At 75.1% G+C, this 24,309-nt stretch carries 20 protein-coding genes; 5 read left to right on the top strand and 15 right to left on the bottom strand.

All coding sequences use genetic code 11. The features are described from left to right. The first annotated feature begins 28 nt into the window (after positions 1-28). Entirely contained in the window at positions 29-1,156 is a 1,128-nt protein-coding gene (locus ACFP6A_RS09120; RefSeq protein WP_379603178.1) for a ParB/RepB/Spo0J family partition protein, read from the top strand. Positions 1,157-1,463: 307 nt separating this feature from the next. Here ACFP6A_RS09120 and ACFP6A_RS09125 read toward each other — a convergent pair whose 3' ends face one another. After that, entirely contained in the window at positions 1,464-2,429 is a 966-nt protein-coding gene (locus ACFP6A_RS09125) for a D-alanine--D-alanine ligase (RefSeq protein ID WP_379603179.1), read from the bottom strand. An 83-nt stretch (positions 2,430-2,512) separates the two neighbouring features. Next, positions 2,513-3,808 (bottom strand): PLP-dependent aminotransferase family protein, encoded by a 1,296-nt coding sequence (locus ACFP6A_RS09130; RefSeq protein ID WP_379603180.1) that lies wholly within the window; start codon positions 3,806-3,808, stop codon positions 2,513-2,515. Between the two features lie 218 nt (positions 3,809-4,026). Here ACFP6A_RS09130 and ACFP6A_RS09135 point away from each other — a divergent pair, with 218 nt between their 5' ends. Beyond that, positions 4,027-4,686 (top strand): GNAT family N-acetyltransferase, encoded by a 660-nt coding sequence (locus ACFP6A_RS09135; RefSeq protein WP_379603181.1) that lies wholly within the window; start codon positions 4,027-4,029, stop codon positions 4,684-4,686. Between the two features lie 11 nt (positions 4,687-4,697). Here the strand turns inward: ACFP6A_RS09135 and ACFP6A_RS09140 are convergent, their stop codons facing one another. From ACFP6A_RS09140 to ACFP6A_RS09185, 10 genes are all read right to left on the bottom strand, one after another. Next, entirely contained in the window at positions 4,698-5,870 is a 1,173-nt protein-coding gene (locus tag ACFP6A_RS09140) for an N-acetylmuramoyl-L-alanine amidase (protein ID WP_379603182.1), read from the bottom strand. A 131-nt stretch (positions 5,871-6,001) separates the two neighbouring features. Continuing rightward, entirely contained in the window at positions 6,002-6,328 is a 327-nt protein-coding gene (gene trxA / locus ACFP6A_RS09145) for a thioredoxin (RefSeq protein ID WP_379603183.1), read from the bottom strand. A gap of 88 nt (positions 6,329-6,416) precedes the next feature. Further along, positions 6,417-7,442 (bottom strand): thioredoxin-disulfide reductase, encoded by a 1,026-nt coding sequence (trxB, locus tag ACFP6A_RS09150; protein ID WP_379603184.1) that lies wholly within the window; start codon positions 7,440-7,442, stop codon positions 6,417-6,419. Positions 7,443-7,544: 102 nt separating this feature from the next. Continuing rightward, positions 7,545-8,393: an anti-sigma factor family protein gene (locus ACFP6A_RS09155; RefSeq protein ID WP_379603185.1), complete on the bottom strand. Its 849-nt coding sequence runs from the start codon at positions 8,391-8,393 to the stop codon at positions 7,545-7,547. Next, positions 8,390-9,097 (bottom strand): RNA polymerase sigma factor SigM, encoded by a 708-nt coding sequence (gene sigM / locus ACFP6A_RS09160; protein WP_379603186.1) that lies wholly within the window; start codon positions 9,095-9,097, stop codon positions 8,390-8,392. Before sigM ends, ACFP6A_RS09155 begins: the two co-directional genes overlap by 4 nt. Positions 9,098-9,099: 2 nt before the next feature. Further along, on the bottom strand, positions 9,100-10,728 hold the full coding sequence (locus ACFP6A_RS09165) for a protein kinase family protein (protein ID WP_379603187.1): 1,629 nt from the start codon (positions 10,726-10,728) through the stop codon (positions 9,100-9,102). 127 nt (positions 10,729-10,855) lie between these two features. Further along, on the bottom strand, positions 10,856-11,266 hold the full coding sequence (locus ACFP6A_RS09170) for a hypothetical protein (protein ID WP_379603188.1): 411 nt from the start codon (positions 11,264-11,266) through the stop codon (positions 10,856-10,858). A gap of 43 nt (positions 11,267-11,309) precedes the next feature. Further along, positions 11,310-12,968 carry a murein biosynthesis integral membrane protein MurJ gene (murJ, locus tag ACFP6A_RS09175; RefSeq protein WP_379603189.1) on the bottom strand — a complete coding sequence of 553 codons (1,659 nt, stop codon included), beginning with the start codon at positions 12,966-12,968 and terminating at the stop codon, positions 11,310-11,312. After that, positions 12,965-15,007, bottom strand: coding sequence for a DUF6049 family protein (locus ACFP6A_RS09180; RefSeq protein ID WP_379603190.1), 2,043 nt, complete (start codon positions 15,005-15,007; stop codon positions 12,965-12,967). The genes murJ and ACFP6A_RS09180 overlap by 4 nt, the downstream gene beginning before the upstream one ends. A gap of 10 nt (positions 15,008-15,017) precedes the next feature. After that, a complete protein-coding gene (locus ACFP6A_RS09185; RefSeq protein ID WP_379603191.1) occupies positions 15,018-15,503 on the bottom strand; it encodes an NUDIX hydrolase in 486 nt (161 codons plus the stop codon). A gap of 75 nt (positions 15,504-15,578) precedes the next feature. Between ACFP6A_RS09185 and ACFP6A_RS09190 the strand changes: the two genes are divergently transcribed. Both ACFP6A_RS09190 and ACFP6A_RS09195 read left to right on the top strand, forming a co-directional pair. Continuing rightward, positions 15,579-17,093 (top strand): CCA tRNA nucleotidyltransferase, encoded by a 1,515-nt coding sequence (locus ACFP6A_RS09190; protein WP_379603192.1) that lies wholly within the window; start codon positions 15,579-15,581, stop codon positions 17,091-17,093. Between the two features lie 102 nt (positions 17,094-17,195). Next, positions 17,196-18,758, top strand: a complete 1,563-nt coding sequence (locus ACFP6A_RS09195) for a hypothetical protein (RefSeq protein ID WP_379603193.1) — start codon at positions 17,196-17,198, stop codon at positions 18,756-18,758. On the opposite strand, the gene ACFP6A_RS09200 is transcribed toward ACFP6A_RS09195, so the two are convergent. The 3 genes from ACFP6A_RS09200 to ACFP6A_RS09210 all read right to left on the bottom strand — a co-directional run bounded on the left by ACFP6A_RS09200 (position 18,652) and on the right by ACFP6A_RS09210 (position 21,749). Beyond that, complete coding sequence (locus tag ACFP6A_RS09200; protein ID WP_379603194.1) at positions 18,652-19,938, bottom strand: MFS transporter; 1,287 nt, start codon at positions 19,936-19,938, stop codon at positions 18,652-18,654. The genes ACFP6A_RS09195 and ACFP6A_RS09200 overlap by 107 nt on opposite strands. Positions 19,939-20,038: 100 nt before the next feature. Continuing rightward, positions 20,039-21,118 carry an inositol-3-phosphate synthase gene (locus ACFP6A_RS09205; RefSeq protein WP_379603195.1) on the bottom strand — a complete coding sequence of 360 codons (1,080 nt, stop codon included), beginning with the start codon at positions 21,116-21,118 and terminating at the stop codon, positions 20,039-20,041. A 13-nt stretch (positions 21,119-21,131) separates the two neighbouring features. Beyond that, positions 21,132-21,749, bottom strand: a complete 618-nt coding sequence (locus ACFP6A_RS09210) for a PadR family transcriptional regulator (RefSeq protein WP_379603196.1) — start codon at positions 21,747-21,749, stop codon at positions 21,132-21,134. Positions 21,750-22,041: 292 nt separating this feature from the next. On the opposite strand from ACFP6A_RS09210, the gene ACFP6A_RS09215 reads away from it, so the two are divergent. Next, positions 22,042-24,300, top strand: a complete 2,259-nt coding sequence (locus ACFP6A_RS09215) for a transglycosylase domain-containing protein (RefSeq protein WP_379603197.1) — start codon at positions 22,042-22,044, stop codon at positions 24,298-24,300. Positions 24,301-24,309 lie beyond the last annotated feature (9 nt).

Below are 24,309 nucleotides of genomic sequence, written 5' to 3' on the forward strand. Positions count from 1 at the left end.
AGGAGACCATGACGAGCGAGGAGACACGGTGAGCGACAGGCGTCGTGGTCTGGGCCGGGGGCTGGGAGCGCTCATCCCGGCCGCCCCTGCCGGCGGCCGACCGGTCGGGGACCGGCCGGTCGACGTGTTCTTTCCGGGCGCCGCGCGGGACGACGAGGCGGAGACCGAGGGGGCCTCCGGTCCTGACACGGGCGGCGGCGCCACCCCGTCCGCTGACAGTCGTGATGGTTTCACGGGAAACGACGACGCGGACGCCGGCGGCACCGCGGCACCGGAGGGTCTGCTGCCGGTACCCGGCGCCCAGTTCGCGGAGATCCCCGTCGACTGGATCCGGCCCAACCCGCGGCAGCCTCGCCAGGTGTTCGACGAGGACGCTCTCGCTGAGCTCGTGCACTCGGTCCGGGAGATCGGGGTGCTCCAGCCGATCGTCGTCCGGGAGGTTCCGGACGACGTCCCCGAGGGTGAGTCGCGCTACGAGCTGGTGATGGGCGAACGGCGGTGGCGGGCCGCCCAGCGGGCCGGGCTGGAGACCGTGCCGGCCATCGTCCGGGACACCGGCGAGAACGATCTGCTGCGGGACGCCCTGCTGGAGAACCTCCACCGGGCCGACCTGAACCCGCTGGAGGAGGCCGCCGCCTACCAGCAGCTCCTCGACGACTTCGCCTGTACCCACGACGAGCTGGCCGCCCGCATCGGCCGGTCGCGACCGCAGATCTCCAACACTCTGCGTCTGCTGCGGCTGCCGCCTCTGGTCCAGCGGCGGGTGGCGGCGGGCGTGCTGTCCGCAGGGCACGCCCGGGCACTGCTCGGGCTCTCCGACGCGGCGGCGATGGAACGACTCGCCCAAAGGATCGTCGCCGAGGGCCTGTCGGTGCGGGCCACGGAGGAGATCGTCGCTGTCGGGGGGGACGACGAGCCACCGGCTCCCCGGCGTCGCCCTCGAGCCGGCGAGCGGCACGAGGCGCTCGACGCGCTTGCCGAGCGGCTGTCCGACCGGTTCGACACCCGGGTCTCCGTCGCCCTCGGACGCCGGAAGGGCCGGTTGACGGTGGAGTTCGCGACCCTCGAGGACCTCAACCGGATCGTCGAGATGCTCGCCCCTGGTGACGCCGGCGTGCTGCGCGGCCGTACCTCGTCGGCGCCCGACCAGGACTGAGCCGGACACTCCTGCCCGGCAGTCCTGGGCTCCCGCATCGATTGCGCACGGACACTGAGGTGGCCTCGTTCCTCTTGCACGTTCTGCTCATCAGTGATGTCGTGCGGAAGTACGCGACTGGAGGCGGTGCTCGCGTCGCGTGTGGAAAGCCAGGTTCACCGAGCCGCACCGACGAGCCGTCGAGCCAGCGGGACGACAACGGAACTATGACTCGAACGTACGTACGACAACTGCCGGCCCGCCTCGCTCTCGACGGCCTGCTGCCGCCTGCCTCCCGCCCTGGTCCTCGACAAGGCCGGGTCCGTCCTCACCCCCGTCGGGCGAGGGCCCGCTCGACGAGTCGCCGGTACACCCAGCCGTGGTCGTCACCGGCGGCGGTGAGTCCCTGCGGCAGCAGTGACAGCTCCGTCATGCCGGGCGCGACGTTGGTCTCCAGGAACCACGGCGTCCCCTCGGCGTCGACGATCAGGTCCGTCCGGGACAGGTCGCGCAGGCCGAGCGTGCGGTGCGCGGTGAGCGCTGCCTCGGCTGCCGCGCTCGCCGCCTTCTCCTCGAGCCGGGCCGGAACGAAGTACTCGGTCCCGCCGGCGGTGTACCGGGCGTCGTAGCCGTAGACCGTGCCGGCGGCAGGCACGATCTCCACCGCGGGCAGGGCGCGCGGTGCCTCCTCGTCGGCGACCACGCTGACGGCCACCTCCGTGCCGCGAACCGCGCGCTCGACGAGGGCGACCTCGCCGTAGCCGTAGCAGTCGACCATCGCCCGCGGCAGCTCCGAGGGCTCCTCGACGACGCTCACCCCCAGCGCGGAGCCGCCGCGGGCCGGCTTGACCGCCAGGGGCAGCCCGAGCCGGTCGACGAGGGCTGCGAGCACCGCCCGCGCCCCGAGCTCACGGAACACCGAGTGCGGCAGGGCCACCCCGGTCGGCACGGCGAGCCCGGCTGCGGCCACCACGGACCGCGCCACCGGCTTGTCGAACGCCCGGCGGCACGCGGCCGGCTCGGCGCCGACGTACGGCAGGTCGAGCAGCTCCAGGACGTCGCGGACCGCGCCGTCCTCGCCGGTCGAGCCGTGCAGCAGCGGCCACACGACGTCCGGACGGTCGGACTCGAGGGAGGGCAAGAGGTCCGCGTCGACGTCGCGGGTGGTGACCTCGCAGCCGGCGGCGCGCAGCGCCTCGGCGACACGGCGCCCCGACCGCAGCGACACGTCACGCTCGTGGGACAGGCCGCCGGCCAGCACGAGGACTCGGGGACCGGTGCCGCTGCTCGCCATCGTCGGGCTCCTCGGTTCTTGTCGGACCTGGCTCGTCGTCGGGGTCGTCGTCGGGGCGTCACTTGGAGGGTCGGGCCTGGCGGTCAGGTGACGTCCGGCCCCGGGGCGTCGCCGGCGGGACCGCGGCCGGTGGCGCCCGGGGCGGCACCGAACGTGTCGATCAGCTCGGTCTCGGCCCGGACCACCTCGGCCAGGCGCCGCACCCCCTCGGTGATCCGATCGGGGGAGGGGTAGCAGTACGACAGCCGCAGGTGGCTGCCTCCGGAGCCGTCGGCGTAGAACGCCGTCCCGGGCACGTAGGCGACCCGCTCGGTGACCGCGCGCGGCAGCATGGCAGCGGCGTCCAGGCCGGCCGGCAGGCCGAGCCACACGTAGAACCCGCCGCCGGGCACGGTCCACGACGCGGTCGGCAGGTGGTCCTCCAGTGCCGCCAGCATCGCGTCCCGCCGCTCGAGGTACTGCTCCCGGAACGCCTTGATCTGCCCCCGCCAGTCGTGGCGGGACAGGTAGCCGGCCACGGCCGCCTGGGCGAACGCGCTGGGGCACAGGATGGCCGCCTCGCTGGCCAGCACGAGCCGGTCCCGGACGCCGGGCGGGGCCAGGGCCCAGCCGACCCGCAGCCCGGGCGCGAAGGTCTTCGAGAACGTCCCGAGGTACACGACCCCCTCGGCGTCCGTGGCCCGCAGGGCCGGCAGCGGGTCGCCGGAGAACCCGAGCAGGCCGTAGGGGTTGTCCTCCAGGACGAGGACGCCGTGGCGGCGGGCGGTCTCCAGCACGGCGGCCCGGCGCCCGGCCGCGAGCGTGACGCCGCCGGGGTTGTGGTGGTTGGGCACGGTGTAGAGCAGCTTGACCCGGCGGCCCTCGGCCTGCAGCCGGGTCAGCGTCTCCTCCAGCGCGACCGGGTCGAGGCCGTCGGCGTCCATCGGCACGTGGACGACGTCGGCCTGGTAGGCGGAGAACACCCCGAGCGCCCCGACGTAGCTCGGTGCCTCCGCGACCACGACGTCCCCCGGGTCGACGAACACCCGGGTGACGAGGTCGAGCGCCTGCTGGGAGCCGGTGGTGACGACGACGTCCTCGGCGGACGCCACGATCCCCTCCTCAGCCATCACCTCGGTGATCAGCTCCCGCAGCACCGGGTCTCCCTGGCCGGACCCGTACTGCAGCGCGGTGGCCCCGGAGGTTCGCACGAGGTCGTCGACGACGTCGGCGACGGCGTCCATCGGCAGCGCCGCGAGGTTCGGCATGCCCCCCGCGAGTGAGACCACTTCCGGACGGTTGGCGACCGCGAACAGGGCGCGGATGGCGGACGCCGTCATCCCGCGGGTGCGGGTGGCGTACGTGTCCACCCACGGGTCGAGCCGGTTCCCCGTGGCCATCGGGTCCCTCCCTCGCCGTACGATGTTTCCTACCCGCCTCGCGTGCAACCCGCACCGGCGGGCCGCTGCAGCAGATCGTCGCCTGGGAGTGTCGCATGGGAGTCGCCCGGACCGTCGCTGCGGGGCTGCTTGCGGGCGCCGTCGTGGCGTTCGTGGCGGAGCTGCTCCGGCCGCGCCGCCGGCGTCGTCCCGTGGCGGGCGGCTGACGGTCGGGGAGGATGAGCCGCTTCCTCGCCCCGCTGACGCTGGACCGTCTGGACGACCTCCCGGCGGCCTGCCGCCGCTGCGTGCACTGGGAGCTCGACCCGGTGGCCGGCGAGCGCGCCGTCCGGGCCGGGGACGCCGCCTTCGAGAAGGAGGCCTGGCTGTCCGCGGTGCTGCTGGAGTGGGGCACCGCAGGCCGCATCGCCTACGTCGACGACGTCCCGGCCGGGTACGTCACGTACGCGCCCCCAGCGTTCGTGCCCCGCTCGACGGCGTTCCCGACCTCCCCGGTGTCCCCGGACGCGGTGCTGCTCATGACCGCGGCCGTGCTGCCCCTGTACCGGGGTGGGGGCCTGGCCCGGATGCTCGTCCAGGGTGCGGCGAAGGACCTCACCCGGCGCGGGCTGCGGGCCATCGAGGCGTTCGGGGACGCCTCCCCGCCTGCGGTCCCGCCTGACCCGGCGGACGTCCGGACGGCTGAGGCCCCCCCGGGGGGCTGCGTCGTCCCGGCGGAGTTCCTGCTCGCGGTCGGCTTCACCACCGTGCGGCCGCACCCCCGTTACCCGCGGCTGCGGCTCGACCTGCGCACGGCGCTGTCCTGGCGGGAGGACGTCGAGGCCGCGCTGGAGCGGATTCTCGCCGGGGTGCGCCACCCCGTGCTCACCGGCTCCTGATCAGGTCCTGATCAGGCAGGGTCGCGGCCGTCGGCCGCCCGGACCCGGGCCAGGACGTCGTCCACGCGCAAGGTCCCGGTCGCCGGGTCCTCGTCCTCGGGCAGGAAGAGCCGCTGGACGGCGACGAGCAGGGCCTCCGCGCAGGTGTCCCGGAACGCGGGGTCGGCCAGCCGGCGGGCGTCGCCGGGGTCGGTGAGGTAGCCGAGCTCGACCCGCACCGCGGGCATCCGGGTGAGCCGGAGCAGGTCCCAGGTGCGGGCGTGGGTCCGGCAGTCGACGAGGTCGGTGCGGGCGACGAGCTCGCGCTGCACGAGGTCGGCGAGCCGGGCCCCGACCGGTGACCGGGTGCCGACGCGGGGGTCGCCCCAGTACGACGTGGCCACCCCCTGCCCGGCGGTGCCCGTGGCGGCGTCACAGTGCAGGGAGACGAACAGGTCGGCGCGGACGTCGTCCGCCAGCCGCGCCCGGTCCCTGGTGCTCGGGTTCTGCCCCGCCCCCCGGGTCAGCACCGCCGTCACCCCCGAGGCGGCGAGCCGGCCCTCGAGGCGCAGCGCGAGGTCGAGGACGACGTCCGCCTCCCGCAGCCCGTTCCCGACGGCACCGGGGTCGTCCCCGCCGTGACCCGGGTCGACGACGACGACGCGGCCCACCAGGCTGCTGCCCGACCGGCGCACCCGCTCGGTGTCCCGCAGTGCGCCGACGTCACCGCCGCGCACGGTCCGCTGGAGCCGTTGCAGGGCCCGCAGCGTCGCCGGGCCGCAGGTGCCGTCCGGGGTGAGGCCGAGACCGCGCTGCAGCTCGCGCAGCGCCCGCTCGGTGGCCGGGCCCAGCACGCCGTCCACCCGGTCGTCGAGCAGGCCCAGCGAGCTCAGCCGCTCCTGCAGGGCGGTGACGTCGTCGCCGTGCACCAGGTGGCCGGGGGTGTAGCGCAGGATCCGGTCGCCGAGCCGCCACCGGGCGGCGTCCAGGGCGCGGGACGTCTCGGCGCCGACCACCCCGTCGGAGGTCAGCCCCCGCTGCTGCTGGAAGCCCCGGACGGCGCGCTCGAGACGGGCGTCGAACAGCCCGGGGTCCTCGCCGGGAGCGGCGGCGCAGTCCAGGCCGACGGCGGCGAGCTGCTCACGCACGGCGGCGACCCGCGGCCCCCGGTCACCGCGGCGCAGCAGCTCGTCGAGACGTTCCACCCGGACCCCCACCTCTGCACCCGGACACCCACGCCGGCAGGTTCCGGCGATGCTACGCCCGGTCCGCCCGGTCCGCCCGGTCCGCCCGGTCTGCCGGGCACACCCGGTCGCCGGAGCGACTGTGCCGGCGCTCAGCCGAGGAACTCGGCGAGGTCCTTGACCAGCACCGGCTTGGGCCGGGCGCCGATGACGGTCTTGACGAGCTCCCCACCCCGGTAGACGTTGAGGGTCGGGATGGAGGTGACGCCGTAGGACGCCGCGGTCCGCGGGTTCTCGTCCGTGTTGAGCTTGACGACCTTGATCTTGTCGGCGTACTCCTCGGCGAGCTCCTCGAGGATCGGGGCGACCTGGCGGCACGGGCCGCACCACGGAGCCCAGAAGTCCACGAGGGTCGGCTTGTCGGACTGCAGGACCTCGGCCTCGAAGGTGGCGTCGGTCACGGCCTGGGTGGCGCCCACGGGGCGTCTCCTCTCGGTCGGGTGCGGACAGGGATGGCGTGCAGACAGTCACCGTACGGCAGGCCGGTGACAGCGGTGGTGGGCCTGCTCAGGGCCGCAGACCGGCGGGCTCGGCCGGCTCGGGGCGGCCCGCCGCCTGGGCGACGTCCTGGTCCGGGTCGCCGGCCTCCCCGCGGGCGGCGAGGAACCGCTCGGCGTCCAGCGCCGCGACGCAGCCCGAGCCGGCTGCGGTGACCGCCTGCATGTACTCGTGGTCGACGACGTCACCGCAGGCGAACACGCCGGGCACCGACGTCCGGGAGGACCGGCCCTCGACCGCCACGTACCCCTTCTCGTTGAGCGCGACGACGTCCTTGAACAGCTCCACTCGCGGGTCGTGGCCGATCGCCACGAACAGCCCGCCGACCTCGAGGTCCCGCTCCTCACCGGTGACGGTGTCCCGCAGCCGGATACCGGTGACCTTGTCCTCGCCGAGGACGTCGACCACCTCGGAGTTCCAGGCGAACCGGATCTTCGGGTCCTTCATCGCCCGCTCCTGCATGATCTTCGATGCCCGCAGCGAGTCGCGGCGGTGCACGATCGTCACCGACCGGGCGAACCGGGTGAGGAAGGTCGCCTCCTCCATCGCCGAGTCACCTCCGCCGACGACGGCGAGGTCCTGGTCGCGGAAGAAGAAGCCGTCGCACGTCGCGCACCAGCTGACGCCGTGCCCGGAGAGCCGGCGCTCGTTCTCCAGCCCGATCTCCCGGTAGGCCGACCCGGTGGCCAGGATCACGGCGTGGGCCCGGTACACCGCGCCGCTGCCGGTGGTGACCGTCTTCACCTCGCCGGTGAGGTCGAGCGCCACCGCGTCGTCCCAGACCAGCTCGGCGCCGAAGCGCTCGGCCTGGCGCTGGAAGCGCTCCATCAGCTCGGGACCCATGAGCCCCTCGGGGAAGCCGGGGTAGTTCTCCACCTCGGTGGTGTTCATCAGCGCGCCACCGGCGGTCACCGACCCGGTGAGCACGAGCGGCTGGAGGTTGGCCCGGGCCGTGTACAGCGCCGCGGTGTAGCCCGCGGGCCCGGAGCCGACGATGATGACGTCGCGGATCTGGTCGGTGGTCTGTTCGCTCACTGCCTCGCCTGCCTGCTTCCGGTCGGGGCCCGCGGATACCGCGCGGGGTATGTCTGACGGTCCGTGGCGGTCAACTGATCGTAGGCCCCGGCTGTTCCCGCCTCAGCCGGTGACGGACGCGTAGTGGACGAGGCCGTCCGCGCCGGGGGCGCAGGTGCGCTCCACCACCCACACCCCGCGCCGGTCGCCCTCGTCGAGGACGATGACGGCGACCGGCTCCCCCTGCCAGGTGGCGAGGTCGACCACCTGCGGCACCGCGCCCGGGGCGCCGAGCGCCACCAGGCACTCGGCGAGCCCCTGCGGTGTCGCCACCGGCTCCTCGACGGGCGCCGCCAGCGTCCCCGCCGGGCCGTCGGCGGACTCCTGGGCGGGCTCCTCGGCCCGCTCCTGCGGGTCGTTCAGCAGGGCCAGCACCTGCCGGGGCAGGGTGTCCGGCCCGTAGTCGGTGCCGCTGCGCAGGACCGGGGTGGCCGCGGCCCCGGCCACCTCACCTGCGGCGTCGGTGCTCTCGGCCTGGTCCGACGCGCTGGTCGCCTGGTCCGACCCGGAGCCGCCGATCAGCTGGCCGGCGGTCAGCGCGCTGCCGGCGAGGACGACGAGGCCGGCGGCGACGGTCGCCCAGCGCGGGACCCTCGGCTGCGGCCGCTGCAGCGGGACGACGGTGGTGCCGGTGGTGCCCCCGGCCGGCTCCGGGCCGGCTGCCGCCGCGGCCAGCGCGGCGGCGATCCGCGTGTCGAGGTCCGCCGGCGGCGGCGGGACGTCACGGCCGGCCGTGCGCAGCAGCTCGCGGACCGTCGCCATCTCCGTCACGAGAGCGGCGCACGTCGCGCAGTCCCGGACGTGCGCGCGGACCTCGGTCGCCTCGGCGGAGGCGTCCGGCTCCGCCCCGGGCCCGAGCAGGAGGTCGAGCTCCTCGGGTGCGGGGTGGGCGCGGCCGGCGTCCGTGCTCACGTCGGGTCTCCGGGGGTGCGGGGAGCGGGCTGGGTCGGTGTCGCGGGGGACGTCGGGTTCGAACGGGGCGTCGGGGACGTCGGGGTCGAACCGGTCGTCGGTGGTGGGACGTCCTCGGCGACGGCAGGGTTCCCCGGACGCAGCGCCTGCGCCAGCGCGGCGCGACCACGGGCGCACCGTGACTTCACCGTGCCCTCGGCGACCCCGAGGACCTGGGCGGCCTCCGCGACGGTGAGGTCGTGCAGGTCGACGAGGACCAGCGCGACCCGCTGGTGCTCGGGCAGCCGGGCCAGCGCCGCGTGGACGTCGAGGCGCGCCTCGGTCGCGGCATGGTCGTCCCGGCGGTCCGCCACGTCGGCCGGCGGGAGCGGGTCGGTGCGCCGGGCCCGGGCCCGGCGCACCCGGTCCAGGCAGGCGTTGACGACGATCCGGTGCAGCCACGTCGTCACGGCCGCGTCACCGCGGAAGGAGCCGGCGTGCCGGAACGCCGACACCAGCGCCTCCTGCAGCGCGTCGGCGGCCTCCTCCCGGTCGCCCAGGGTGTGCACGGCCACCGCCCACAGCCGGTCGCGGTGCCGTCGGACCAGCTCGCCGAAGGCGTCCGGGTCGCCGTCGGCGTGGGCGGTGAGGAGGTCCCGGTCGCTCCTGGCGTCCCCGTGGTCCAGCACACCCCGTTCGCCCCGGTCGCCGACCCCGCCCGCCACCGTCAGCGCACCTCGACCGTGGCCAGCTCGACCCGGTAGTCGCCACCGACCTGCGGCAGCGTGGTGAACCACAGCACGAGGTACTGCGTCTCCACCGGCGTCTCGAGGTCGATCGCCTGAGCCTCGCCGGTCGTCTCCACGGTGGCGAGCACCTGGGAGTCCTCCACCCCCGGACCGGGGGCGCTGCGGACCTCGACGACCCCGCCGCTGCCGCGGACGAGGAGGTCGACGCCGGAGACGAGACTGGGCCGGCCGAGGTCCACCGCGAGGCCCAGACCGTCCTTGAGGTTGCCGAAGGCCGCGGTGCTGTACGTGCTGGACGTCCAGGCCGTGGCGTCGTCGCCGTCGACGGCACGCGGCGCCTCGCCGTCGTTCTCCTCCCCGTCCCCGAGCGGGTCGAGGGTGCGCACTCCCTGGACCTGCGGGGCCGGCACCTGCGGGCTCGCGGTGGTGGTGGGCGTCCGCGTCGGCGTCGGCGTCGGCTCCACGGACGGTGCCGCGGACGGCGTCGGGGTGACAGGTGCGGCGGCAGGGTCGCGCTCGCCGATGGTGCGCAGCGACCCGACCGCCAGGTAGAGGCCGATCACGACGAGGGCGGCCACGGCGACCAGTGCGACCGCGGTCTGCGTCCGCCGGGAGCGGCCGACCGTGACGTCGTCGTCCGGCAGCCCTGCGCCGCCGGCGGGGTCCGGCGACGAGAAGGCCGCTGTCGGCCCGGTGGTCCCGGCGGCCAGCTGCACCGGGAACCGGCTCGGTGGTCGCGTCCCAGGCTCCTCGACGTCCGGGCCCTCGACGTCCGGGCCGGCGACGACGGCGTCGTCGACGGTCGTGCTGCGGTCCCACGGGGCCAGCTCGTCGGCGAGCTCGGCCGGGGTGCGCGGACCGTCGCCGTGCGGGCCGAGCGTGACGGCGCACAGCGTGTCGAGGTCGTTCGGCACCCCGGGCACGATGTCCGCCGGCGGGACGGGGCGGCCGGCGACCAGCGGCGCGGCCGGCACGCCGTCGACGCTGCCGAACGGCCAGCGTCCGGTGAGCCCGGCGTACAGCAGCGCCACCAGGCCGACCGCGTCCGCCCGGCTGGCCGCCGCGGCGTCGTGCGGGTCGACGTCCTCGCGGCTGTCCGGCGGTCCGGCCAGGGTGGCGTCCACGGCCAGCCCGGCCACCTTCACCGCCCCGTCGGTGCCCAGCACGAGGGAGGCGGGGGTCAGCCGGGTGTGGTGCAGGCCCGCCTGCGAGGCGGTCGCCAGGGCCCGGGCCGCCTCGCCGACCAGGACCCGCACCCGGGCGGCGGGGAGCGGACCGGACCGCAGCCGCTCGGCGAGAGACTCCCCGGCGACGAGCTCGGAGACGACGTAGGCGACCTGTCCCGTCCCAGGACCCGTGCCGACGGTCTCGGTGCCCACGTCGAGCACCCGCAGCAGCCGAGGGTCGTCGACGACGGCGGCGCGCCGGGCCGCGTCCAGGGCGTCCGCGGCCGCCTGCCCGCTCACCACCCGGACGCCGACAGGCCGCTCCAGGGCGACGTCGACGGCCCGCCACAGCGAGGTGCCCGGGGCGACCTGCAGCCGTTCCTCGAGCCGGAACCGCCCCGCCAGGTGCGTGCCGTGGCCCACGCCGTCCAGGACCGTCACCTCCACCTGAGTCTGCGCCGACCGGGCGCGCCGGGGCGTCCGTCGCCGCGGCGCCCTCATGCTAGGTGCCGGCGGTGCTCGGCAGGCCCGGCGCTGGCCGTGTCGCCCGGTCGGTCGTGGTGGAGCGTCAGGGCAGCGGGTGGCCCTCCACGTGCGCCTCGACGTGCGCCCAGTCCGCGATCCAGCCGATCCGGTGGACGACGAACGTCGTGGCGTCCCGGCCGACCACGAGCCGGACGGTCCCGTCCGGCAGGGCCTCGAAGGACTGCGGCGGCACCTCATTGAGCGGGTTCGCCTCCGTCGCCGCGGACAGCGCCGCGGTGTAGGCGGACTGGACGCTGCGGGTGCGGCCGAGGTCGGTGCTCGCCTCGCGGGCGGCCAGGGCACCGTCGTCCTCGACGGCCAGGCGAGACACCCCGATCGACACCGCGTCGAACGCGACGACGCCGACGACCGCCCCGACGACGACGAGCTTGGTCAGCCAGCCCACGATGATGCCGCCGGCGTCGTCCCGGCGGCGGGCACGGACCCCCTCCACGGCCTGCGCATCGGCACCCGGTGGCCCCGACTTGAGCCCGGCCCTACCGGACCTCGCCGCGCCGTCCCGGTCGGGCGAACCGGCGCAGCCCGGGCACCCGGCGCAGGACGTCGTCGAGCTCGTCGACGTGGAGCACCCGCAGCGCGAGCAGGTAGGTCAGGGTGATCGCCGAGCCGGCGAGGAGCGCGGTGCCGAGCGCGCCGGTCCGGCTGGACCAGGTGAGGTCGGACAGCACGGCGGAGACGCCGACGCCGACGAGCCCGGCGACGGTCCCGGCGGCCAGCAGCCGGACGTGGGTACGGACCACCCGGGCGGTGTCCAGCCCGCCGAGCCGGCGGCGCAGCAGCACCGCGGACAGCACGGCCCCGACGACGTGCGCGACGCTCATCGCGACCGCCACCCCGACCACCATGGCCCGCGGCGGGAGCAGCGCCCAGGCCAGCACGTTGCCGACCGACCAGACGGCGACGACCACGGCCTGGACGACGAACGGCGTCCGGGCGTCCTCGAAGGCGTAGAACGCCCGGTTGAGCAGGTACGAGGCGCTGAACGCCACCAGGCCGAGGGCCATCCCGGCGGCGACCCGGGCGATCGCCTGCGCCTCGGCGTCCGTGGCCTGGGCGCTGATCAGCCGGCCCGCCGGGCCGGCCAGCACGAGCAGGCCCACCGTCGCCAGCACCGAGGCCACGCCCAGGACCCGCAGCCCGCCGGAGACGTCCCGGCGGACGGCGGCGACGTCCCCGTCCGCGGCGGCACCGCTCATCCGGGTGAACAGGGCCGTGACGAGGGAGACCGCGATCAGCGAGTGCGGCAGCATGAACAGCAGGTACGCCAGCCCCCAGGCCGCGTAGCCGGGGGTCTGCGCGGCGAGCTGCGGGGGCAGGTCCTTGGTCGCCTCCCGTGCGGCGGCGGCGATGTTCGTCACGAGCAGGTAGCCCAGCTGCCCGACCAGGACACCGGCGAACGTCCACGACGCGACCCGGCCCGCGGTCCCCAGACCCATCCCGCGCCACCCGCCCCGCGGACGGAAGCGGAAGCCGGTCCGGCGCAGTGGGACGACGAGCACCAGGGCCTGCGACACCACGCCGAGGGTGGCCGTGCCAGCCAGTACGGCGATCCGTTCGGGGGTCCAGTCCTCGACCGGGTGCGCCGCGGCGCCGGAGCCGAAGAGCGCGACGAACACCAGCAGGCCGCCGATCGCGACGACGTTGTTCAGTGCCGGCGCCCACATGTAGGGGCCGAAGGACCCACGGGCGTTGAGCACCTGGCCGAGCAGCGTGTACAGCCCGTAGAAGAACACCTGGGGCAGGCACCACAGGGCGAAGGCGACGGTGAGCGCGAGCAGGTCCCCGTCGAAGTCGTTGGCGTACAGCGTCACGACCAGCGGTGCGCCGACGGTGAGCCCGACGGCCAGGGTGAGCAGGACCGCCAGGGCGACCGACAGCAGCCGGTCGGTGTACTCCTGGCCGCCGTCGCCGCGCCGGGCCGCCCGCACGATCTGCGGGACCAGGACGGCGTTGAGGACACCGCCGGCGATGAGCATGTAGAGGTTGTTCGGGATGGTGTTCGCCAGGGCGAAGGCGTCCGCTGCGGGGGCGTTGACGCCGATCGCCCACGCCAGCACCGCCGCACGGACGAACCCGAGCACCCGCGAGGTCGCGGTCCCCGCCGCCATCACCGCCGTAGAGCGCAGCAGGCTCACCGGACCACCCCGGTGGACTCGCTGCGCCGTCGGCCGCGGCGGATGGTGCGGACCAGGCCGCTCACCAGGACGAGTGCCAGGACGGCGCCGACGACGAGCAGGCCCCGGGTCTCCCAGTCGGCGCGCACCCGCACCGGGACGACCACCGGGGACCCCAGCGAGGTGCCGTCGGGCGCGGACAGGGCGATCTCCACCTCGGTGTCGCCGTTCGCCACGGCACGCACCGGGACGGCGACGCGCTGCGCCCCGCCCGCGTCGACGACGACCTCCACCGGGTCGTCGGCGACCAGCCGCGGGCTGCGCGGCTGTACCGACACGACGACCGACACGTCCTGGTCCAGCTCGTTGGCGACGGTGACCGGCAGGTCGGCGGCGGCCGACACGACGTTCACCGTGCTGCCCTCGACGACGTGGACGCCGGACACCACCTGCTCGGCCCGGGCGCCGAGCTCCGCGACGGCGTCCTGCCAGGCGGGTCTGGCCTCCCGCCAGGACACCGACGTGGCCGCCACGGCCGAGGCCTCGGCGGCCTCGAGCACGTCCTGCGGGCGGCTCAGGGCGGAGGAGACCCGGCGAACCTGTTCCAGCGCCTCCGCGACCTGGCGCAGGCCCTCGGCGGGCAGGGCGGCGGAGCGGCCGGTGTCGGACTGGCGGACCGCTGCCCGCTCCACCTCGGGCGGGGCGGCGTCGAGCAGCGCGTCGAGGGGGGCCGGACGGGTCCACGGCGTCCCGGTCAGCGTGGCGAAGGCGTCGGCGGCGGCGTCCGGGGACGGGTCCCACCCGCGGGGCAGGGTGACGAGCAGGTGCGGGACGTCGTCCCCGGCCGCCCGGGCCAGCACCGCCGTCTCGGCGGCCAGCCGGGACCGGGCCAGCACGTCGCCGTCGCCGTCCGTCGCGTCGGTGAGCACCGTGGACAGGGAGGTGTCGGCGAGCAGGCCGTCGAGCCGGTCGGTGCCGGCCGGCACCGTGCTGCGGCCGGAGACCACCGCGTCCGGGTCGAGCGGCGGGTGGGCCCCGGCGCCGAGGACGACGGCGGTGGCCCCGGCGCGGACGGCGAGGGCGAGGGTCTGCTCGTCCGCCCCGCCCCCGGCCGGCCACGCCGCCTCGGCCCGGACCGGGCTGTCCAGCAGGTCACCGACGGCGTCCCGGCCCTGGCGGCGGGCCAGCGCGTAGAGGTCCCCGGCCTGCCCTCCGGCGGCCGCGAGGGCGACCAGGTCCGGGTCCCACTGCGGCAGGGCCAGCACGTCACGTCCGTCGGCGGCGTCCCGGGCCGCGGCCAGCCACTGCTGGCCGGCCGGGGTGTCCGCCGCCGAGCGGAGCAGGCCGGGGTCGACCGCCCACGCGGCGTGCGACGGCGAGGTCGCGGCGAGCAGGCGCCCGAGCCGACCGTCGTCGGCGGTGAGCGCGTCCACGGCGGACGCCGGCAGGCGGGCGCTCGCCACGTCAGGGGGGCCCGCGGTCACCGGGACGAGCACCGACAGCGGCATCCGCTCGTCCGCCGGGACCTCCTCGCGGGGGTCCCAGACGGTGAACGCGCGGGCCACCGCCGCCTGCTCGAAGCTCGGGCGGCGCAGCACCTCCAGGGTCAGGCCGCGCGGTCCCCAGGCCACCGCGGCGGTGGACAGCCCGAGGGCCTCGGCCGGTGCGCTCAGGGTGATCCCGGCGGTGCCGCCCGGCGGGAGCTCGTCGATCCGGGTCTCCGCGAGCGGCTGGTTGCCCGCTCGGATGCCCGACCGGTTCTGCGCCCACGCGTCGACGGCGTCCCGGGTGGGCAGCCGCACGGTGTAGGCCTGCAGGCGGACGAGCAGGTCGGTGGCGGCGACCCCACCGGTGTTGCGCAGGGTCGCGGTCACCGCCACCTCCCCGCCGGGGCGCAGCACGGTGGGGGTCACCTGGTGGACGTCGAGGACGATCCGGTCGCCGACCGGAGCCGGGTCCTGCGGTGGGGCGGGGACACCGTCTTGTCCCGCCGCCGGCACCGTGGCGGGCAGGACGGTGAGCAGCGCGAGCACCACGACGAGCAGCAGGCGGCCCCTCATCGCCCGGCCGTCACGCACTGTCCGCGAGCAGCGCGGTCGCGGCCCGGGCGATCCTCCGCTCGTTGGCGAAGGCCAGCCGGGACCCGAGCTCGTCGATCGGCACCCACTCGACGTCGACCGCCTCGGCGTCCGGGTCCCCCTCCACGGTGAGGCGACCCCCCGTCGCCTCCAGCAGGTAGTGGTGCACGGTCTTGTGGATCCTGCGGCCCTCGACCGCGAACCAGTAGTCGATGGTGCCGAGATCGCCGACCACCCGGCCGCGGATGCCGGTCTCCTCCTCGATCTCCCGGACGGCCGCCTGCTCGGGCGTCTCGGCGCCCTCGAGGTGACCCTTCGGCAGGCACCACTCGAGCCGCCCGGCCCGGTTGACCCGCGCGATGACGGCCACGGCCGGCGGGCTGGCGGCGAGGTCGACGACCAGCCCGCCCGCCGAGGTCTCCTCGACCGTGCGCCAACGGCCGCCACGGGGCCGGGCTCGACGGGGGGCGGCGGGCATGCGGCTCACTGTAACCAGCGGCCCTGCCGCGGCCCTGGTCCGACGTCCCGGCCCGGTCTGGCAGGCTTGGACGTCGTGCCCCAGCAGAGCTCGACCCCCGGCCAGACCGGTGACGTGGCCCCCGACCCGGTCCGTGCGGCGTTCGAGGCCGCCCGGGCGGACGCCGTCGCAGCCGTGCTCCGCAACGCGCCGGTGGTCGTCGAGCTGGGCGAGCTGTTCTCCCGGGCCGGGCACGAGGTGGCCCTGGTCGGCGGGCCGGTGCGGGACGCGCTGCTCGGGCGCCTCGGCGACTCGGTGTTCGACCTCGACCTGGCCACCAGCGCGCGCCCGGAGGAGACCCTCGCGCTGCTGGCGCCGTGGGCGGACGCGCACTGGGACATCGGTCGGGAGTTCGGCACCATCGGCGCCCGCAAGGGCGACCTCGTCGTCGAGGTCACCACCTACCGGTCCGAGGTGTACGACCCGTCCTCCCGCAAGCCCGTCGTCGCCTACGGGGACACCCTCGAGGGCGACCTGTCCCGGCGCGACTTCACCATCAACGCGATGGCCCTGCGGCTGCCGGGCATGGAGTTCGTCGACCCGTTCGACGGGACGACGGACCTGGCCCGGGGGCTGCTGCGGACGCCAGGGTCGCCCGAGCAGTCCTTCGACGACGACCCGCTGCGGATGATGCGCGCGGCCCGGTTCGCCGCCCAGCTCGGCGTCCGGGTGGCCCCGGACGTGCTCGCGGCGATCCAGGCGATGGCCGGCCGGATCGAGATCGTCTCGGCCGAGCGGGTGCGCACCGAGCTGGAGAAGCTCGTGCTCGCCCGGGACCCGCGAGCCGGCCTCGAGCTCATGGTCTCCACCGGCCTGGCCGACCACGTGCTGCCCGAGCTGCCGGCGCTGCGGCTGGAGATCGACGAGCACCACCGGCACAAGGACGTCTACCAGCACACCTTGACCGTGCTGGACCAGGCGATCGCCCTCGAGGACGGCCCCGACGGGCCGGTCCCCGGGCCGGACCTCGTGCTGCGGCTGGCCGCGATCTTCCACGACGTCGGCAAGCCGGCGACCCGACGCTTCGAGCCCGGCGGCGGCGTCTCCTTCCACCACCACGAGGTGGTCGGTGCGAAGCTCACCGCCAAGCGGATGAAGGCGCTGCGGTTCGACAAGAGCACCATCAACCAGGTGTCGACGCTGGTGGCGCTGCACCTGCGCTTCCACGGGTACAGCGAGGGGCGGTGGACGGACTCCGCGGTCCGCCGGTACGTCGCCGACGCCGGTCCGCTGCTCGAGCGCCTGCACCGGCTGACCCGCGCGGACTGCACCACCCGCAACCAACGCAAGGCGGCCCGGCTGTCCCGCGCCTACGACGACCTCGAGCAGCGGATCGCCGAGCTGCGCCAGCGCGAGGAGCTGGCAGCGGTACGCCCCGACCTGGACGGCAACCAGATCATGGAGATCCTCGGGGTGCGACCGGGCCCGGTCGTCGGCCGCGCCTACAAGCACCTGCTCGAGCTGCGGCTCGACCGGGGGCCGATGAGCGAGGAGGAGGCCCGGGCCGCGCTGCTGGAGTGGTGGGCGCAGCAGCCCGAGTCCCGGTCCTGACCCGGCCGGTCCTGTCCTCCACAGCCCCCGGCCACGTCCCGTCGTCCACAGCCCGGGACCGGTGACCCGTCCCGTCCGCCGGTTCGGTCCACGCTCGCCGGCATGGCGGACACGGACAGGGACGACGTGGGGAGCCGGCGGCTGCTCCGGCTGGTGTGGGCGCTGCTCGTCGCGGTCGCCAGCGTGCTGGGGCTCGGCGCCACCGGGGTCTGGGCCCAGGTGGACGAGCGGAACCGAGGTCCCGGTCTGGCCCACCCGGCGACGTGGCTGGGCAGCCACGGCACGTTCGGCGGTGACCCGTGGGCGTGGTGCGTCGACGCAGGCCGGGCCGCCCCCGAGCCGGGCTTCACCTGGACCGGCCGGCCGCTCGAGGCGCCCCGCACCAGCTACCTGCTGACCCGGTACGCGGCCCAGGAGACCGACGAGGTCCACGCCGCGCTCGCCTACCTCGTGCACACCTCCGCGGAGCTGCCGCACGACCCCCGCACGCGGGTACCGTCCGAGCCGCCGACCCTGCACGGGGTGGACCTGGGCCCCACGGTACGCGCCCTGGCCGCGGAGGCGGCCGCAGCCGCGGGGCCCTACGACCTCCAGGTGTCCCTCGACGTCGACCCGCAGGCCCGGTCTGCGACGGCCCGGGTGCTGCTGGCCGGCGCCTCCGGGGCCCCGGTCGCCGGGTGGCCGGTCGACGTGACCGTCACGGGCCCGGCCGAACCGGCCGGGGACGGCGGGGACGCTGGGGGCACCGAGGAGCCGCGGGTGTCCGCAACTCGCCCGCTCGAGGTGCCTCTGCGCCTCACCGGGGACGGCACGGTCACCGTGGCGGCGAAGGCCACGGTGCCGGCCGGCACGGTCACGCTGCACACCGCCGACCGGGCCGGCGTGCAGCGCGTGGTCACCCCGGTGCCACCGGTCCCGGTGACCGGGCAGGCCACCGCGGACGTGCTGCTGCCGTTCGCGCCGTCCGTGGTGACCCGCACCTCCGCGGAGCGCGTCACGGCCGGGACGCCGGTCACCGACCACCTCGAGGTCGGCCTCGTCGAGGGGACGTGGCCCGACGGCCACGCCGTGGTCGTCACCTCGACGCTGTGGGGACCGTTCCCCGAGGCCCCGGCACCGGCACCGGAGGCACCCCCGGGCGCACCGGCAGTGGGCACGGTGGAGACCGTGGTGACCGGCCCGGGCAGGTACGAGACCCCGCCGCTCACGCCGGAGCACCCGGGCTGGTACGTCTGGACCGAGCGGGTGCCCGCTGACGAGCGGCAGCCCGGGTGGGCCGGCCGGTTCGGGCTGGCCGCCGAGACGACGCTCGTCGAGGCGCCCGCGCCACCGGAGCCGACCGTGCCCCCGGTGCCGGAGGGCGCACCGCCGCCGAGCCCGGCACCTCCCGAGGCCACGGCACCGCCGCAGGTGCCCGCACCGCCGGAGGCGTCAGCCCCACCGGAGGTGTCAGCCCCACCGGAGGCGACGGTTCCCCCGGCCGTGCCCGAGCTGCCGCGCACCGGCGGTGTCGCGGTGGTCCCGGCCATCGCCGGCGCAGCCCTCGTCGGGCTCGGGATCAGCGCCCTGGCCGCAGCAGGTGCCGGTAGGCCAGCCCCGCCCCGGCGTACCAGAGGGCGATACCGGCGTACAACCAGCGGGCGTACCCGTCGTCCGGGACGATGAGCACCGAGAGCGCGGCGGCCCCGACGAAGGCGGCGTTGTAGATGGCGTCGTAGAGCACGAACACCCGCCCGCGGAAGGCGTCGTCCACCTCGTGCTGGACGATCGTGTCCACGCTGATCTTCAGTCCTTGCGCGGCCAGCCCCAGCACCAGGCCGACGACGACGGCCCAGGCGGTCGAGACACCGACGACGAGCGTGGCCTGGGTGGCGGCGGCCAGCAGCAGGGTCGCGCTGACCCACGCGGGGGCGCCGAGCCGCCGGACCACCACCGGCGTGACCACCGCCGCCGCCACGAACCCCACCCCGGACGCCGCGACGACCACGCCCAGCGTGGCCAGCGCGGCGTCCGGGTCGCCGGGCGGGTTCAGCCGGTTCCGGGACAGCAGGATGAGTGCGATGAACGTCACGGCGAAGGCGAGCCGGTGTGCTCCCACCGACAGCAGCGACCAGCCCGCGACCGGCCGGTCGCGGACGTGCCGGACGCCGGCGACGAGATCGGCGACGAGCCGGCGCAGCGCCTCGGCCGCGGACACTCGCTCCGGTTCGTCGGGCCCCAGGCTCCGCCGCCCCAGCCGGGTGGCCAGCAGGGCCGCCGTCAGGCACACCGCGACGACGACCCCGAGGAGCTGGGCGTCGCCGGTGTCGCCGTCCGGGAAGGCGGGGCGCACGGCGAACCCCACGGTCGCCCCGACGAAGGCGCTGGCACTGCCGATCGTCGGGCTCACCGCGTTCGCCGTCACCAGCCGGTCGGCGGCCACGACGTGCGGCAGGGCGGCGGACAGCGCCGCGAGCAGGAACCGGTTGACCGACAGGGCCAGCAGCACGAGCCCGTAGAGCACCGGACCGGTCCCGAGCTCGACCAGCGCCCACCCGGTCGCCGTGACGGTCACCGCCCGGACGACGTTCCCCCAGACGAGGACCTGCCGGCGCTGCCAGCGGTCCAGCAGCACCCCCGCCCACGGTCCGACCAGGGTGAACGGCAGGAGCAGGACGGCGAACGCCGAGGCGACCCCGGCGGTCGTGGCCTGTCGCTCCGGGGAGAAGAAGAACAGCGACGCCAGCGCCACCTGCATCAGCCCGTCGCTGCCCTGGCTCGTCACCCGGACGGCGAGCAGCCGGCGGAACCCCGGTCCGGCGAGGACGGCACGCAGGTCGCCGAGGGCGGTGCCGGGAGGGGTCACGCGGTCAACCTAGGGGCGGCCGGTGCGCGCGACGACGCCCGGGCGGGTCCGCCGGGACCCACCCGGGCGCCGGGTGCCGCGGGTCAGCTGCGGTGCCGCCTCAGCGGTCCACCTCGCCGCGGATGAACTGCTCGACCTTGGTGCGGGCGACGTCGTCCGCGTGCTGCTCCGGCGGGGACTTCATGAAGTACGACGACGCGGACAGCAGCGGGCCGCCGATCTTGCGGTCCAGGGCGATCTTGGCGCACCGCACCGCATCGATGATCACGCCGGCGGAGTTCGGGGAGTCCCAGACCTCGAGCTTGTACTCCAGGTTGAGCGGCACGTCGCCGAACGCCCGGCCCTCGAGCCGCACGTACGCCCACTTGCGGTCGTCCAGCCACTCGACGTAGTCCGACGGGCCGATGTGCACGTTGCGCCGGCCCATGTCGTGCTGGACGTTGCTCGTCACGGCCTGCGTCTTGCTGATCTTCTTGGACTCCAGCCGCTCCCGCTCGAGCATGTTCTTGAAGTCCATGTTGCCGCCGACGTTGAGCTGGTAGGTCCGGTCGAGCACGACGCCGCGGTCCTCGAACAGCTTCGCCAGCACCCGGTGGGTGATGGTGGCGCCGACCTGGCTCTTGATGTCGTCGCCGACGATGGGCAGCCCGGCGTCGGTGAACTTCTTCGCCCACTCGGGAGTGCCGGCGATGAACACCGGCAGGGCGTTGACGAACGCCACACCGGCGTCGATGGCGCACTGGGCGTAGAACTTCGCCGCGTCCTCCGAGCCCACCGGCAGGTAGCAGACGAGCACGTCGGCCTCGGCGTCCCGGAGGGCCTGGACGACGTCGACGGGGTCGGCGTCGGACTCCTCGATCGTCTCCCGGTAGTAGCGACCCAGACCGTCGAGGGTGGGCCCGCGCTGGACGGTCACCCCGAGCGGCGGGACGTCCGCGATCGTGATCGTGTTGTTCTCGCTGGCCAGGATGGCCTCGGAGAGGTCGAAGCCGACCTTCTTGGCGTCGACGTCGAAGGCGGCCACGAACTGCACGTCCCGGACGTGGTAGTCCCCCAGCTGCACGTGCATGAGGCCCGGCACGGTGCCGGCCGGGTCGGCGTCGCGGTAGTAGTGGACGCCCTGGACGAGCGAGGCGGCGCAGTTGCCGACCCCCGCGAGGGCGACGCGGACGGAACCCATTCGGTTGCTCCTTCTAGTTGTCGTCGTGGCCTGCCGACGGCCGGCCTCGGGTGCTGGCCGAGCCGTCGGACCGACCGAGTCGTTCGTCCTCGATGAGGGTGTCCAGCCAGCGGACCTCCCGCTCCACGGACTCCAGGCCGTGGCGCTGCAGCTCGAGGGTGTACGAGTCGAGCCGCTCCCAGGTGCGCGCCATCGACTGGCGGACGCCGTCCAGACGCTCCTGCAGCCGGCTGCGCCGCCCCTCGAGGATGCGCAGCCGGGTCTCGGCGTCGGTCCGGCCGAAGAACGCGAAACGGACGTCGAACTGCTCGTCCTCCCACGCCGTCGGGCCGACCTCGCCGAGCAGGGCCTGGAAGTGCTCCTTGCCCTCAGCGGTGAGCTGGTAGACGATGCGGCCCCGCTTGCCGGACAACGGGTGCGGGAGCGCGGCGTCCGCGGTGGCGGTGCTGGACTCCGCGATCCAGCCGTTCGCGAGCAGCTCCTTGAGGCAGGGGTACAGGGTGCCGTAGGAGAACGCGCGGAACGAGCCGAGCATGGAGTTCAGCCGCTTGCGCAGCTCGTAGCCGTGCATCGGGGACTCGTGCAGCAGGCCGAGGACGGCGAGCGTCATGACGCTGCTGCGACGGCTCACCTGGCACGCCCCCTTCTCGACTGGCCGGCCGGCGGTGTCACGGGCACGGTGGTGATGTACCGGCTCCACGTCCCGGCCCGATGTACCGGCTCGATGTATCGGTTCGATGTATCGGTTCGATACATCGGAACGATATGCGGGGGCCGGGGTGTTGGCAAACCGGGAACCGGCCCGTCGGTTCGGCGTCACCGCCGGTACACCGCGTGGCTACCGGCGGGGGGCACCGGCCGATCTCGTCCATACTTGACCGGGCTGCCGGCAGGCAGCGTCCCGTAGACCTGGAAGAGAGACCGTGGCACGTCCAGACCAGCCTCGTCCCGCCGGTAACCGGTCGGCCCCCGCCGGACGCCGCGAGCGCCCGGGCAACCGCGGACGCCGCTGGGCCGCCGTGCTCGGGGGACTCGTCCTGCTCGGCGTCGTCCTGGCCGGGGGGCTGTTCGCCGTCGGCTACGCGGCCACCGACATCCCGGACCCCAACGAGCTCGTCGATGCCCAGACGACGACGGTCTACTACAGCGACGGCGAGTCGGTGATGGGCGAGTTCGCCGCCCAGGACCGCACGATCCTGGCTCCCGAGGAGATCCCCGAGCACGTCAAGCAGGCCGTGATCGCCGCCGAGGACCGCACCTTCTACGAGAACCGCGGGATCTCCCTGACCGGTATCGCGCGGGCCTTCTGGAACAACCTGCGCGGCAACTCCACCCAGGGCGGGTCGACGATCACCCAGCAGTACGTGAAGAACTACTACCTGGAGTCCGACCGCACCCTCACCCGCAAGATCCAAGAGGCGTTCATCGCCATCAAGATCGACCAGCAGCTCGACAAGGAGCAGATCCTCGCCGACTACCTCAACACCATCTACTTCGGGCGCGGCGCGTACGGGATCCAGTCCGCCGCCCAGGCCTACTTCGGCAAGGACGCCGGGGAGCTGACCGTGAACGAGGCCGCCCTGCTCGCCGGGATCATCCCGGCCCCGAGCCGGTGGGACCCGGCCGAGAACCCCGAGCGGGCGCAGGAGCGCTACGAGTACGTGCTGTCCGGGATGGCCGAGCTCGGGTACGTCGACGAGGCCGCGGCGTCCCAGCCGATGCCCGAGACGATCGCCTACGAGCCGACCGACCGGCTGGCCGGGCCGACCGGCTACCTGCTCACCGGCGTCCGGGACGAGGTGCTGGCCCGTACCGCGTTCACCGAGAACGACCTCGACCGCGGCGGCCTGTCCATCGTCACCACCATCGACAAGGACGCCCAGGAGGCCGCGGTGGCGGCCGTCCAGGACCCGGAGAACCTGCCGGTCGAGGGCCGCCCGGAGACGCTGCAGGCCGCGCTGGTGTCCATCGACCCGGCATCCGGGGCGGTGCGCGCGATGTACGGCGGCGAGGACTACCTCACCCGCCAGCGCAACGCCGTGACTCAGGACATCGCCCAGGCCGGGTCGACGTTCAAGCCGTTCACCCTGGTTGCCGCCCTCGAGCAGGGCATCTCCCTGCGCACCGAGCTGCCCGGATACAGCCCGATGGAGTTCCCCGACTTCTACGTCGACGAGTCCGGCGAGCCGGTACCGGTGAACAACTTCGACAACGCCCAGTACGGCGAGATCGACCTGGTCCGGGCGACCCAGAACTCCGTCAACACCGTCTACGTCGGTCTCAACGAGATGGTGGGGCCGGACGCGACGGCCGACGTCGCCGTCCGCGCCGGCATCCCGCAGGACGCGGTCACCCCGCCCACCCCCTCGAACGTGCTGGGCAGCCCGTCGGTGACCCCGATGGCCATGGGCGAGGCGTACGCGACGTTCGCCGCCCAGGGGGTCCACCACGAGCCGTACCTCGTCGAGCGGATCGACCAGGACGGCTCGACGGTCTACGCCGCAGACATCGAGGAGCGGAGGGTCATCGCCGAGGACGTCATGGCCGACACCACGTACGCGCTGCAGGCCGTCGTCGAGGCCGGCTCCGGCCGCGCCGCCAGCGCCCTGGGCCGCCCGGCCGCCGGCAAGACCGGCACCTCCAACGACAGCCGGTCGGCCTGGTTCGCCGGCTTCGTGCCCCAGCTCGCCACCGTCGTCGGCATCTACAACGTCGGGCCGAACGGGGAGCAGCTGGAGATCCCGCCGTTCGGTGGGCGGCGCTCCATCACCGGCGGCTCGTTCCCGGCGCAGATCTGGACGGCGTACATGAGCTCGGCGCTCGAGGGCGTCGAGGTCGTCGACTTCCTGCCCCGAGCGGACGTCGGGGAGGTCCCGCGCGAGCAGGTCACGCCGACCCCGACGCCGACGACGACCACGACCACCCCGACCCCGACGACGACCACGACGACGACCACCCCGACGCCGACGACGACCACGACGACGACCACGCCGACGCCGACCCCGACCACGAGCACACCGAGCCCGACGACCACGCCGCCGCCGCCGGAGGGCGACCGGCGCCGGTTGTGCGAGATCGACCCCACGCTGCCGTTCTGCCCCGACCCGGAGCCCACCGGCGGGGACGTCGGGGACGCGGGGGACGGCTCCGGGGAGCAGCCGCCGGTCGAGCCGGGCGCCTGACGGGGACCC

The organism is Quadrisphaera sp. GCM10027208 (genome assembly GCF_042658805.1).
In the GTDB taxonomy this organism is placed as follows: Bacteria; Actinomycetota; Actinomycetes; order Actinomycetales; family SCSIO-59966; genus SCSIO-59966.